Origin of the sequence: Subtercola sp. PAMC28395 (assembly GCF_018889995.1) — a bacterium.
Lineage (GTDB): Bacteria > Actinomycetota > Actinomycetes > Actinomycetales > Microbacteriaceae > Subtercola.
This window is the reverse complement of the sequence record NZ_CP076547.1, coordinates 413,073-425,577: the sequence shown is the minus strand read 5'-3', so window position 1 is coordinate 425,577 and position 12,505 is coordinate 413,073. Positions and strand designations below refer to the sequence as shown.

The 12,505-nt window shown below is 63.9% G+C and carries 12 protein-coding genes; 8 read left to right on the top strand and 4 right to left on the bottom strand.

Translation table 11 applies throughout. The features are described 5' to 3' along the window. The first annotated feature begins 127 nt into the window (after positions 1 to 127). The 3 genes from KPL76_RS02075 to KPL76_RS02065 all read left to right on the top strand — a co-directional run bounded on the left by KPL76_RS02075 (position 128) and on the right by KPL76_RS02065 (position 3,066). A complete protein-coding gene (locus KPL76_RS02075) occupies positions 128 to 1,138 on the top strand; it encodes a substrate-binding domain-containing protein (protein WP_216334749.1) in 1,011 nt (336 codons plus the stop codon). Between the two features lie 138 nt (positions 1,139 to 1,276). Continuing rightward, a complete protein-coding gene (locus tag KPL76_RS02070) occupies positions 1,277 to 2,311 on the top strand; it encodes an ABC transporter permease (RefSeq protein WP_216334747.1) in 1,035 nt (344 codons plus the stop codon). Next, positions 2,308 to 3,066: an ATP-binding cassette domain-containing protein gene (locus KPL76_RS02065; RefSeq protein ID WP_216334745.1), complete on the top strand. Its 759-nt coding sequence runs from the start codon at positions 2,308 to 2,310 to the stop codon at positions 3,064 to 3,066. The genes KPL76_RS02070 and KPL76_RS02065 overlap by 4 nt, the downstream gene beginning before the upstream one ends. Positions 3,067 to 3,157: 91 nt before the next feature. On the opposite strand, the gene KPL76_RS02060 is transcribed toward KPL76_RS02065, so the two are convergent. Next, positions 3,158 to 4,672: an arylsulfatase gene (locus KPL76_RS02060; protein ID WP_216334742.1), complete on the bottom strand. Its 1,515-nt coding sequence runs from the start codon at positions 4,670 to 4,672 to the stop codon at positions 3,158 to 3,160. A gap of 178 nt (positions 4,673 to 4,850) precedes the next feature. Between KPL76_RS02060 and KPL76_RS02055 the strand changes: the two genes are divergently transcribed. The 5 genes from KPL76_RS02055 to KPL76_RS02035 all read left to right on the top strand — a co-directional run bounded on the left by KPL76_RS02055 (position 4,851) and on the right by KPL76_RS02035 (position 10,480). Further along, positions 4,851 to 7,475: an ATP-dependent Clp protease ATP-binding subunit gene (locus tag KPL76_RS02055; protein ID WP_253202116.1), complete on the top strand. Its 2,625-nt coding sequence runs from the start codon at positions 4,851 to 4,853 to the stop codon at positions 7,473 to 7,475. A gap of 126 nt (positions 7,476 to 7,601) precedes the next feature. Continuing rightward, entirely contained in the window at positions 7,602 to 8,057 is a 456-nt protein-coding gene (locus KPL76_RS02050; RefSeq protein WP_216334740.1) for a helix-turn-helix transcriptional regulator, read from the top strand. Positions 8,058 to 8,067: 10 nt separating this feature from the next. Beyond that, positions 8,068 to 8,472 carry a VOC family protein gene (locus KPL76_RS02045; RefSeq protein WP_216334738.1) on the top strand — a complete coding sequence of 135 codons (405 nt, stop codon included), beginning with the start codon at positions 8,068 to 8,070 and terminating at the stop codon, positions 8,470 to 8,472. A gap of 54 nt (positions 8,473 to 8,526) precedes the next feature. Beyond that, positions 8,527 to 9,450 (top strand): carbohydrate kinase family protein, encoded by a 924-nt coding sequence (locus KPL76_RS02040; protein ID WP_216334736.1) that lies wholly within the window; start codon positions 8,527 to 8,529, stop codon positions 9,448 to 9,450. 79 nt (positions 9,451 to 9,529) lie between these two features. Then, positions 9,530 to 10,480 (top strand): DUF4436 family protein, encoded by a 951-nt coding sequence (locus KPL76_RS02035; RefSeq protein WP_216334734.1) that lies wholly within the window; start codon positions 9,530 to 9,532, stop codon positions 10,478 to 10,480. 57 nt (positions 10,481 to 10,537) lie between these two features. Here the strand turns inward: KPL76_RS02035 and KPL76_RS02030 are convergent, their stop codons facing one another. The 3 genes from KPL76_RS02030 to KPL76_RS02020 form a co-directional block, all read right to left on the bottom strand. Beyond that, a complete protein-coding gene (locus KPL76_RS02030) occupies positions 10,538 to 10,915 on the bottom strand; it encodes a hypothetical protein (RefSeq protein ID WP_216334732.1) in 378 nt (125 codons plus the stop codon). 198 nt (positions 10,916 to 11,113) lie between these two features. Beyond that, positions 11,114 to 11,857 (bottom strand): SOS response-associated peptidase family protein, encoded by a 744-nt coding sequence (locus KPL76_RS02025; protein WP_216334730.1) that lies wholly within the window; start codon positions 11,855 to 11,857, stop codon positions 11,114 to 11,116. Continuing rightward, on the bottom strand, positions 11,854 to 12,501 hold the full coding sequence (locus KPL76_RS02020) for a TMEM175 family protein (protein WP_216334728.1): 648 nt from the start codon (positions 12,499 to 12,501) through the stop codon (positions 11,854 to 11,856). The genes KPL76_RS02025 and KPL76_RS02020 overlap by 4 nt, the downstream gene beginning before the upstream one ends. Positions 12,502 to 12,505 lie beyond the last annotated feature (4 nt).

Sequence of the window (12,505 nt, the reverse complement as noted above, 5' to 3'; positions counted from 1 at the left end):
ATATAGGGCTGATGACTTCACGAAGACACCTGCACCACACCGCAAGCGAAGTCAGACTCTGCCACTCTTCCCCTCCATCGGGCGAAAGTGAGAGAGTCAGATCGCACTCAAAGGAGAGTTACCCGAAATGAAACGTATCGTTCAGACCGTCGGAGCAGTCAGTGTGGCAGCATCGCTGCTTCTCGTGGCTTCCGGCTGCAGCGGCTCGACCACGGCAAGTTCGACCGCCGGCGGAGCGAAGCCGCTCACCATCGCCTTCGTCATGGGCGCAGAGGCCGACCCGTTCTTCAAGGCAATGAATGTCGGCGCTGCTGCTGAGACATCCGCCAAGGGCGACAAGCTGATCTGGCAGGGCGACCCCTCGCTCTACTCGCCGGCAACGCAGATTCCCATCGTCGACCAGGTGCTGGCCCAGAAGCCGGACTGCCTCGTGCTGATCCCGACCGACCCTGACGCGCTCCAGGCTTCGGTCACCAAGGCGACCGCAGCGAAGATCCCTGTGGTCAACGTCGACACTCACGTCACCGACCTCAGCAACGTCATCTCGTTCATCACCGGAGACAACGTTCAGGGCGGCCAGGCCGCAGCCGACCAGATGGCTACGGCGATCGGTTACAAGTCCGGTGGCAGCTACAAGGTCGTTGCCGGCCTGACCTCGGCCACCGCGACCACCAACGTCGATCGTCTCAAGGGCTTCAAAGACCAGCTCGCAGCGAAGTACCCGGGCATCGAGCTCGTCGACACGGCATACTCGCAGTCGCAGGCAGCCACCGCTGACAGCAACGTGAGCAACTGGTTGACCAAGTACCCCGACCTCGCGGGCATCTTCGCCATTGACGGCACCAACGCCACGGGCGCTTCATCTGCCCTCCAGGCCAAGGGCCTGACCGGCAAGGTCGCACTCATCGGCTACGACGCATACAAGTCCAACGTCGATCTGATCGGTAAGGGCGTCTTCACTGCTCTCATCGCCCAGAACCCGGCCGAAGAAGCCAAGCAGGCTGTCGACGCATGCCACACCTACATCGACAACGGCAACAAGGCCACCGGTATCGAAGCCAAGGTCACACTGCCGAACATCACGCTGAACAAAGACACCTCGGCTGCTGACCTGACGAAGTACACCTACGTCCAGTAGTCACCCCCTGCCGCGGCTTCGTCGGTCACCACCCGAAGGTGACCGGCGGGGCCGCACCCCCTCATCTCACCACCGCATGCTCGAGCACCACTGCATGTATCTCTAGACGCTGTCTTCATACGACGCGAAAGGCACCCCGTGGCAATCACCGAAACAATCGAACTGAAGCCGGGCGCAGGCGCACAGCCGCCTGTCACTCCCGGCAAGCGGTTCATCGAGCTGCTCACCAACCAGCAGACGATTCTTCTGCTGGTCCTGATCGGAATGGTGATTGTCTTCTCCGTTCTGAACCCGGTCTTCTTCACCGTCGACGTGTTCGGCAACATCCTGCTCGACTGGGGCCCCATCGTTCTCATCGCGGTCGCTGAGACGTTCGTCGTCATCTCGGGCGGAATCGATCTCTCGGTCGGTGCCACTCTCGGCTTCTCGGGTGTGATTGCGGCCTACGCCATGCAGGCGATGACCGCAGCCGGCCAGAACGACGGAATCACGATCTTCGTCGGAACGCTCGTGGCTGCGGCGACCGGTGTGCTCGTCGGTTTCATCAACTCCGTACTCATCAACCGGTTGCACCTCGTGCCCTTCATTGCCACACTGGCCACCCTCGGTGCCGCTGGCGGTATGTCGATCGTGCTCACGGGCGGTGCGCCCATCGGTGAAGGCCCGCAGAGCGCCATTCTGCTCAGCGTGCCGTGGCTCGGCCCGCTTTCGTGGCCGCTGATCTTCGTGATCATCATCGTCGTGATCGCCGGTCTGTTCCTGCACAAGGCCCGCTTCGGCCGGTACACCTACGCGATCGGCTCGAACTCGTTCGCCGCCCTGGCCGCCGGTATCAATGTGAAGCGGCACCTGACGAAGATCTACGTTCTGTCGGGTCTGCTCTCGGGCCTGGCGGGTATGTTCCTCTACATCCGCCTGGGTTCGGGTGCTCCGACCTCCGGTGTCGGAGACGAGCTCGACGCCATCGCCGCAGTCGTCATCGGTGGCGTCGCACTCTCGGGTGGTGTCGGCCGCATGTCGGGTACGGTCCTCGGATCGCTCATCCTCGCCACCGTCACCAGCGGTCTCATCATCATCGGCGTCGAACCGAACTGGAAGCAGGTCGTCGTCGCCATCCTCATTGCCGCAGCGGTCTCGCTGCAGGCCCTGCGCGCGAACGGAAGACGCTCATGACCCTCGCAGATGCACCTCTCTACGAAGTACGCAACATCTCCAAGAAGTACGGCAGCGTCGTCGCTCTCGATGACGTGAGCCTCAGCGTCAGGGCCGGAGAGGTCATCGGCCTGGTCGGCGACAACGGCGCCGGCAAGTCGACACTCGTGAAGGCGCTCGCTGGGGCGCATCAGCCGGACTCAGGCCAGATTCTGCTCGAGGGCGTCGAACGCCACTGGAAGAGCCCGCACGAAGCGCTCGAAGCCGGCGTCGAGACCCTCTATCAGGAGTCGAGCCTCGCTCCCCACCTCTCGGTGAGCTCGAACGTGTTCCTCGGTCGCGAGATCCCGAGCCCGGGCATCCTCGGCAAGCTCGGATTCCTGGCCCAGAAGCGAATGGATGCTGAAGCCCACGCCGACCTTGAGCGTGTCGGTATTGCGGTGCCGGCGTCGAACCGCCCCGTTTCCCAGCTCTCTGGTGGGCAGCGCCAGGCTGTCGCCATCGGCCGTGCAGTGTCGTGGGCACGCAAGGTCATCATCCTCGACGAGCCCACGAACCACCTCGGCGCGAGACAGTCGAAGGAAGTCCTGCAGGTCATCCGTGCCGCCAAAGCGAAGGGGCTGGGTGTGATCTTCATTTCGCACACCCTGCCTCACGTGCTGGAGGTCACCGACCGTGTCGTCGTGCTGCGACTCGGCAAGATCGTCAAAGACGCACCCACGGCGGATTTCGACGTGGACACCCTGCTCGGCACGATCACCGGTCTGCTCGTCTGACCGCTTTCGTGAACAGGTCAGCTGCGGCTGCCGGGAACTCGTGGTTCTCCGGCTGGTCGCAGCTTTTCTGTGTGCAGTGTCGTGGAAGCTCTCAGTTGCCGTGCCTCTGTGCGGCTGCGTTCACTACCTTGTCGACGATGGCTTGTGGGTTGAAGTCCGGTGGGGCCTGGGTTGGGGGGAATTCGGTGAAGGTCGCGATGTGTTGCTGCACGATGGCTGCTGCCGGAAGCACGGTCCAGAGTTTCTCGCCGGCATACAGGGGGTAGGCCGGGTCTTCCATGTGGCGTTCGAACGGGTCGACGCGCAGGTTGACGGGTTGCGGAACGGTGCTCTTCACGATGGCCCCATGGAACCAGTCGTCTTTCGTCTGGAAGTGCACCTTCCAGTTGTTGTAGCGCAGCGCGAAGAGGTCTCGTTCGCCGTAGTAGAAGAATTCGTGGCGCGGCGACTCGTCGACTTCGCCTGTCAGGTAGGGCAACTGGTTGTAGCCGTCGATGTGCACCCTGAAGTGCTTGTCGCCGAAGTCGGCTCCCTCGAGGAGTTCTTCTTTGACCTCGGGTCTACCGACTGCGGCCATGACGGTGGGCAGGATGTCTTCGAGGGAGAAGATGCCGTTCAGCACCTGGCCCGCGGGGATCTTTCCCGGCCAGCGGATGGCGAGTGGGGAGCGGAAGCCGCCCTCCCAGCCGAGACCCTTCTCGCCGCGGAAGGGCGAGGTGCCGCCGTCGGGCCAGGTGAAGGCCTCTGAACCGTTGTCGCTGGCGAACACCACGATCGTGTTGTCCGCGATGCCGAGCTCGTCGAGTTTGGCGAGCAGTTCTCCGACGACCCAGTCGAGTTCCTGCATCCCGTCGGCGTAGACACCGAGGCCGGTCTTGTCTTTCCAGCGCTCCGAGAGATGCGTCCATACATGCATCCGCGTGGTGTTGTGCCACAGGAGAAAGGGCTCGTCTGCGGCGACGGCGCGGTCGATGAAATCGAGCGAGTGCTCGAGCAGGTCATCCTCGATGCTCTCCATGCGCTTGCGCGTGAGGGGCCCAGTGTCGGTGATCGTCTGCTTACCGATGGGCCCGAACCGCGGATCCACGGTCGGGTCATCCACGGTGCTCGCCTTGCAGTCGAGCACGCCGCGCGGAATGAACAGCTGCTGGAAGATCGGCAGTTCTTTGGGGTACTCGGGCTGCTCGGGCTCTTCTTCGGCGTTCAGGTGGTACAGATTGCCGTAGAACTCGTCGAAGCCGTGTACCGTCGGCAGGAACTTGTTACGGTCGCCGAGGTGGTTCTTGCCGATCTGCGCCGTTCGGTAGCCCTCCGGCTTGATGAGCTCAGCGAGGGTCGGATCGGAATCCTGGATTCCCTGCTCGGCCCCGGGCAACCCGACTGTCGTGAGCCCGGTGCGGAGCGGAATCTGCCCAGTGATGAACGCCGCCCGCCCGGCCGTGCAGCTAGCCTGCGCATAGTTGTCGGTCATCATCGCGCCCTCGGCCGCGATGCGATCGATGTTGGGCGTCTCAGTGCCCATGATCCCGCGATGATACGCCCCGACATCGAACCAACCGATGTCGTCGGCGAGAATCAGCAGAATGTTCGGTTTTTCGTTCGTCATCGAATCCTCGCGCCCCTGAACGCGTCAGCACGTCCACCCTCCCATGGTATGCAGAGGCCTTTGCGCTGTCACGAAACAGTTTCGGCTCGTACGAAGGGCATGCACCCTCTTCGGGAATAGAGTCGCGTCGTGTGCGTTAACTTGATACGAAGGCACTCAAGTTTCACAGGAGGACCACTTGCCCATTTCACCCGACAACCTCGGCCCCGCGGCCGAAGGCTCCAGCTCGTTCGACGAATTCCTCGCCCGCTACCTGCAGGGTGAGCGCGCCGCCCAAGCCGGTCGTCCCATCGACATCAGCAGGCTCATGAGCCGGCGTACCCACGAGGTACTCGCCGAGGCCGGCCAGTTTGCGCTCTCCCACGGCCAGAGCGAGCTCGATGCCCTGCACATTCTGCGGGTCATCGCTGAACAGGAACCCGCGTCCGACGCCATTGCCCGCCTCGGAGCGAGCCCCTCTGCGATCGCGCACGCCGCCGAGCAGCGCTTGCCGCAGTCGTCGACCGAACGCCCCGATGTTCTGCCTTCGCTGACCCAGTCGGCCCAGCGCACGCTCTTTCACGCCTACCAGGTCGCCCGGGCATCCGGCTCGACCTACATCGACCCCGAGCACCTCTTCTTCGCGCTGGTCATCAACCAGGATTCACCGGCTGGTCAGGTGCTCGCCGCCGCCGGCGTGACTCCGGATGCCCTGCAAGCCGGAATGCGCGAAACCGTCAGCGCGGGCGAGGCGTCTGACCCGATGTCGCCCGCGTCCCCGGAGTCTGAAACCCCGATGCTCGACAGGTTCGGCACCGACCTCACGGAGATGGCTCGCGAAGGCGACCTCGACCCTGTGATCGGCCGCTCCGACGAGATCGAGCAGACCATCGAGATCCTCTCCCGTCGTACCAAGAACAACCCCGTGCTCATCGGCGAGGCCGGCGTCGGCAAGACCGCGATCATCGGTGGGATCGCCCAGGCCATCGTCGACGGCGGTGTTCCCGAGCAACTGCGCGGCAAGCGTGTCGTCTCGCTCGACCTGCCCGCGATGCTGGCGGGCACGAAGTACCGTGGCGACTTCGAGGAGCGCCTCACCACAGTGATGGACGAGATCGCCGCCCACAAGTCCGAGCTGATCGTCTTCATCGACGAGCTGCACACCGTCGTCGGTGCTGGCGGCTCCGGCGAAGGCGGAATGGACGCCGGCAACATCCTGAAGCCCCGACTTGCAAAGGGCGAACTGCACCTGGTCGGTGCCACCACCCTCAAGGAATACCGTGCGATCGAGAAGGATCCTGCGCTCGAGCGCCGCTTCCAGCCCGTCGTGGTCGGCGAACCGAGCATCGAAGACGCCGTGAAGATCCTCGCGGGTCTCCGCGGGGCATATGAAGACCACCACGGCGTGACCTACACCGATGAGGCCATCCGCGCGTCCGTCGAGCTGTCGGCGCGCTACGTCACCGACCGTTTCCTCCCCGACAAGGCGATCGACCTGATCGACCAGGCCGGTGCGCGACTGCGCCTGAAGCTGGGCCTCAAGTTCGACGCTTCTGCCTTACTGGTGCAGCTCGCAGATCTCGAAGCCTCGAAGAACTCCGCCGTCGCGGCAGAGCACTACGAAGAAGCTTCGCGGCTGCGCGACGAGATCGGAACGGTGCACGCGAAGCTCTCCGCGGGCGCGGCTGGTCACACTGCGACGTCTCTGCCTGCGACGCCTCTGCGCGGTCGATCCTCAGGGTCGACGACAGGCTTGTCGACCACGGTTGGTGAGCCCGAGATCGCAGCTGTGATCGCGCGCGCCACCGGCATCCCGGCCGAGCGCTTGACCGAGGTCGACCGTGAACGTCTCGCGTTGCTCGAGACCGAGCTGCACGAGCGCGTGATCGGTCAGGACGACGCGGTCACTGTCGTCGCCAAGGCCGTTCGCCGCAACCGCACCGGCATGGGCGACCAGAACCGGCCCGTCGGCAGTTTCCTGTTTCTCGGCCCGACCGGCGTCGGCAAGACCGAGCTCGCCAAGACGCTCGCGTCGAGCCTGTTCGGTGACGAGAAGGCCATGCTGCGCTTTGACATGAGTGAGTTCGGCGAGCGCCACACGGTGTCTCGCCTGGTCGGAGCCCCTCCCGGATACGTCGGGTACGACGAGGCCGGCCAGCTGACCGAGCGTGTTCGCCGCAACCCCTACTCGGTCATCCTGTTCGATGAGATCGAGAAGGCCCACCCAGACGTCTTCAATCTGCTTCTTCAGGTGCTCGACGACGGTCGCCTGACCGACGGCCAGGGCCGCACAGTCGACTTCCGCAACACCGTCATCATCATGACCTCGAACCTCGGTTCGGAGTTCCTGGCGAGCCGGGGCGGGGCCATCGGGTTCGTCGCCGACCCGACAGCTGGCGGCGGTTTCGGCAGCGACAAGGCCCTTCGCGACCGCGTGATGGGCAAGCTGCGCGAGGCGATGCGCCCCGAGCTCCTCAACCGCATCGACGAGATCGTGCTGTTCAGAAAGCTCGAGACCGCGCAGCTGCGTGAGATCGTCGACCTGCTGCTCGGTGCGACCAGGGCCCGTCTGGCCGTTCGGAACGTCACCATCGAGGTGACCGACGCCGCGATCGACTGGATCGCGTCGACCGGGTACGAGCCCGAGTATGGCGCACGCCCGCTTCGCCGCGTCATCCAGCGCGAGGTGGATGATCGCATCGCCGATCTCCTGGTGACAGGTGCGCTCAGCGATGGTGGCTCCGTCACCGTCGATGCCCACGATGGCTCTCTCGTGGTGGTTGCTGGTTCCATCGCCGACGCCGGGTTGCCCCTGGCCGCGTAACCCGAGACTCGTTCCCTGGGGAACGGGAAGGTGCCCCGAGCGGATCCTTCTTCACGGAAGAGATTCACTCGGGGCATCTCTGTATATGCGGCCCCCTGCGGCCGAACTGTGGGGTACTGTCGTCGCATGACGCCCGCAGAGCTTGCCAACCTCGCGCACCTGCGCCGGGCGCGCGACCTCATCGACCGCGACTTCGCGAAGGCGCTTGACGTACCGACCATGGCTGCGCGCGCCATGATGTCGCCCGCGCACTTCTCGCGGTTGTTCCGCGCGGCCTACGGCGAGACTCCGTACGGCTACCTCATGACCCGTCGCATCGAGCGGTCGATGGCGTTGCTGAGGGCCGGCATGAGTGTGACCGACGCGTGCATGGCCGTCGGCTCGACCTCGCTCGGGTCGTTCAGCACGCGGTTCACCGAGTTGGTCGGCGAACCTCCGAGCGTGTATCGGGCACGCGAGCACCCTGCCGTGATCGTTATGCCGACCAGGATCGCGCAAGAACAGACTCGTCCGCGACGGCGGGCAAGCGGTGCACCGCAGGCGAGCAGGATTCGAGAAGCAGCGGCGCGGGCATCCGTCTAGCGTTGCTGACATGACGATTTCACTCAGATACTCCCAGATCACAGTCAATGACGTCGATGAGTCACTGGGCTTCTACCGCGACGCGCTGGGTCTGGCGGTGCGCAACGACGTCGCCAATGGTGGCTACCGCTGGCTCACGCTCGGCAGCGATGCGCAGCCCGGGCTCGAGATCGTGCTCTCGGAGCCCCACGCCGGTCGCTCGCAGGCCGACGGCGACGCCCTTCAGGAGTTGTTGACGAAGGGCGTCCTGCCCATCATGGTCTTCAGTACCGATGACCTCGATGCGACCTTCGAGCGGGTTCGGGCCTCGGGAGCCGAGGTGCTGCAGGAGCCGATCGACCAGCCGTGGGGCCCACGCGACTGTGCCTTCCGCGACCCGTCGGGTAACACTGTTCGTATCAACCAGGCCGTGTAGGGCGCGCACCCACGGCGGAATACGCGAAGCGGGTCTCGAGTTGGCCCTCTTGACATGGATACTGCCCTGCACTCACAACTCTCGCCGAGCGTGACGATCGTGGGTCACGTGTGTATCGACCAGAACCGCACCGTCGAAGACCTGACCGACGAGCACCGAATCGACAATGGTGCCGGCACCAGTGCGACGGTCGACGCTGGCGACACGGGGAGTTCGGCTGGCTCGCCGGCCGTCTACATGGCGCCCCAGTTCAGCAGGAACGGCGTCGACGATGTGTACGTTCTCGCCCCGTACTCAGACGATTTTCTCGGTCTGGGAGCTGGCCTTCATTTTCTGAACCCGCCGCAGCCGGGAAGAACGATGCTCTACCGCAACATCATCGAGGGTGGCCTGCGGCGACAGGAGTGTTATCTCTCGGAGACTGCGAAATCGGTGCCCCTGAATGACGTGGTCGCGGATCGTCTCGCGTCAACCGACATTCTGGTGGTCGCTCCACTCCTGCCCACCCTGACTGCGGACTACATTCGCCAGGTGACGGCTGCCGCACCATCGCACGCCGTCACGATTCTGATCGCACAGGGTTATCTTCGCGACGTGACCGATGAGTCGGTTGTGGTCAAGCGTGCATTCATCGAGCATGCCGACATCCTGCCGCAGTTCGACCTCGTCGTCTTCTCCGACGAAGACATCTCCGATGCGCTTGTCGTTGCCAGGAACTGGTCTGGTCTCTATCCCCAAGTGCGATTCGTCGTCACCCAGAACAGTGCAGGGGCGACTGTCTTCTGCGCGGGCATGCCCACCCATGTCGCTGCGCACCCCATCGATACGGTGGGCCAGGCCATCGGAGCGGGCGACGTCTTCAGCGCCGCGCTGTCGTTTTCGTACTTCCGCGGCGGTGACGCGGTTGATGCCGTGGCCGAGGCGAACAGTGCCGCAGCTGAATTCATCGTGCGCTCCGCGGCGCGGGCGGCCGTCTGAGTCGCGGCGCCACAGCGTTCGCGCCATGCTGCCGAGGCGAATGGATGCCCGGCAGCAGCCCGCTCGATAGGCTCGCCTTGTGACAACGCACGAAACGCCGACCCCGACGGGAGTCACGCCTGCGCCGCGCGCTCGCCGGGCATCCCGCAGGCGCTGGATTCTCGTCGGCGCGGTCGCACTTGCGGCACTCGTGTATGTCGGCGTCGTGTTGCTCTATGCCTCGAGCGGACGAGTGGTCTCGGTGGGCGAGAAGGACTCCACGGCTCCGGTCGGAGGGGTGACCGTCTTGCTCACTCCGCAGGCCGTCAACCCTGTCGGCGAGAGCATCACCATGCAACTCAAGCTCGTGACATCCGACCAGATCCAGCCCGTCGATTCCGCGTTCCTCCCGGAACAGGTCAGTGTGATCATTTCACCAGTCGAAGGCAACCAATCGATCGATTTTGCGAAGGACTCGATTCCCGGCACCAAGACCGTGACCCTGCTCACGCCGGGTGAGGTCGAGAAATGGCCATTCGACTCCTATCGCCAGCAGAATCTGGTGGTCATTGCGTACACGACGGTTGATGGGGTTGCGACACCGGTTCCCACGAAGGTCTACCTCACCGGAGACATGCCGGGGTGGAGCCTGGCGGGTCGGGAGACACCGACCGACACAGTGAATGTGACGGTGGCCGGCGAGACGGAAGACCTGCCCGTCATCTCCGTTTCAGCCACCCGCTCCGCGAGCACTGTCGCGTTCGGCATCGTGCTGCTGGGGCTCATGGTCGCGATGCCGGTGCTTGTACTCTTCGTGGCGATCACGGTCTATCGCGGGCGGCGTAAGGTCGAGGCGTCGTTCATGAGTTGGATGGGCGCGATGCTCTTCGCAACGATTCCGCTGCGAACCTTTCTACCGGGTTCGCCGCCGATCGGTTCGTGGATCGATTTCTTGATCGTGCTGTGGGTGATCGTGGGCCTGATCGCCGGGTTGGCGATCTACGTTGCAGCGTGGGTGAAGTGGGGGAGCCCGACCACGAGCCGAGCCTGACGGCGGCGACGAGGCAGCAGGCGAACTCGGCCGTCGTGGGCCAGAGCGCGTTGAACGTCAGCCCGCTGGTCCGAGCAGAACCGCGAAGAGCGCGGCAGCGCTGCCGACGATGAAGAGCATCGTGCCGAGTTGCATGGTGCGGGTCTTGTTCTTGTCAGCCGTGGGAACGTCGACTTCGAGAATCGGGCACCCCGACCATCCGATCAGGCCGATACTCACCGTGACCAGACTCGAACCGACCCACCAGAGAAGTTTGACCCCGCCGGTGAGCACGGCCGGGCGCCAGCCAGACGAAAGAAGAAGGCCGAGTACAACGGCGACAGACCCGACAGCCGCAGCGAACCAGACCGTTCCGGTGCGCATGATGCGCTGCACGTTCTGTTCGGCAGACATCAGTTCGTGTTTCTGCGGAGCTGTCACATCATGTGTAGACACGGTTCTGTGAATCCCTTCTGGCTGCGGGGCGCGGGTAGAACCGATTCCACCCGAGATCCAACGATAGTCCAGCATTGTGCTTGAGAGGAGGGCTTGATTTTCGAGGTACTTGCCTTCCCCTAATCAGTTATATCGCCGAGGGGCGATTTCGTCAAAATCTGGCTTGATCTCGCCGATCGTGCGCGACGCGAACCGACGTCATCTCGGCGCGATGAGGCTCGCTGAATTGCGCGGATTCACCAGGTTGATGCGATCGGAGACGCGATGCATGGTGAGCTTCTCTGCTTTCTCGATCGCGCGGCGCTTCAGTTCCTGCAGAAAGGAGGGGCTCCGGGCATCGGCTCCCGGATCGAGCCAGGCACTCCAATCGCCCCGGCCGAGAATCATCGGAGCCGTGCGTCGACGAGCGTCGACCGTTTCGTCTCTCGTGATGAATGCCACGGAAAGGCGTTCTCGTGGTTTTGCTGCCGAGACGTTGTAGACGCCCAGCGAAGCCATCATCGGCGCATTCCCCGAGACGAAGAACGGCTCCGATGCCCCCGGTTCGTCCTTCCAGTCGAAGTAGCCCGTCAACGGAATCAGGCATCGCCGGTCTCGAAGCGTGTCGCGGAACAACCCGTTCATGCCGATCCGCTCGATGCCCACGCTCGTGACAGGTGCGAGCTCGCCGTTGTTCCACAGGGGCAGGTAGCCCCAACTCGCAGGAACGAGTTCCTGCGATCCCAGTGCCCCGGCCGAAGCTCGGGCAATCAGCACGGTGGCCCCATGGTCGAAGACGTAGGAGGGCCTCCAGGGCCCGGGGTGGCCCAGTGATCCGCGGATGAACGTCTCGATGTCTGAAGACGAAGCCGACAGAGCGAACCGAAGCGGCCTCGGTCGGCCAGCCCAGGGTCGGGCGTCAGAATCGAGTTCGTGCCGGTCATCCAGCTGCCGTGCGGTCACGAACGCGCGAGACGTCCGACGGCGAAGAGCGCGGCGACGGCGGTGAACAGAACGAGCGAGACAACAGGCACAACTGCTGCAATTCCGATCGCTGCGAGGTAGGCGGCAGCGGCAATCACGCAGAAGACGATCGCCCGCTTCGCCACCGGGTGTGCCGCTTCAGCGCTCTTGAGGATCGAACCAGACCGGCGCACGTGCAGCCAGAGCAGCAGGAACATCGTCGTCAGCAGCACCATCGTGACGCCGTAGAGAGCGGTAGCAGCGTAGAGCTGAGCAGTCGTGCCGTCGACCAGGTACTCGGCGAGCACGCCCGTGGGGAACGGGATGAACGCGACAACCGCGAGTAGGCCGAGGTTCAGAAAAAGCAGTGGCCGATCCACGCGCGCGAAGAGGCCGATCAAGAAATGGTGATTGATCCACATCACACCGATGGTGAGAAAGCTCACGAGGTACGAGACATACGAGGGCCACAGGGCGAACAGTGCGGCGAACAGGTCTCCCTCTTCACCGACACGAGGCACGGTGATCTCGAGAATGAGCAGGGTGGTTGCGATGGCGAACACCCCGTCGCTGAACGCTTCGACACGGCTGGTCGACACAGACCCGATGGGAGGCGCGGACTCGGTTTGACGGGATTCGGTCACTCGC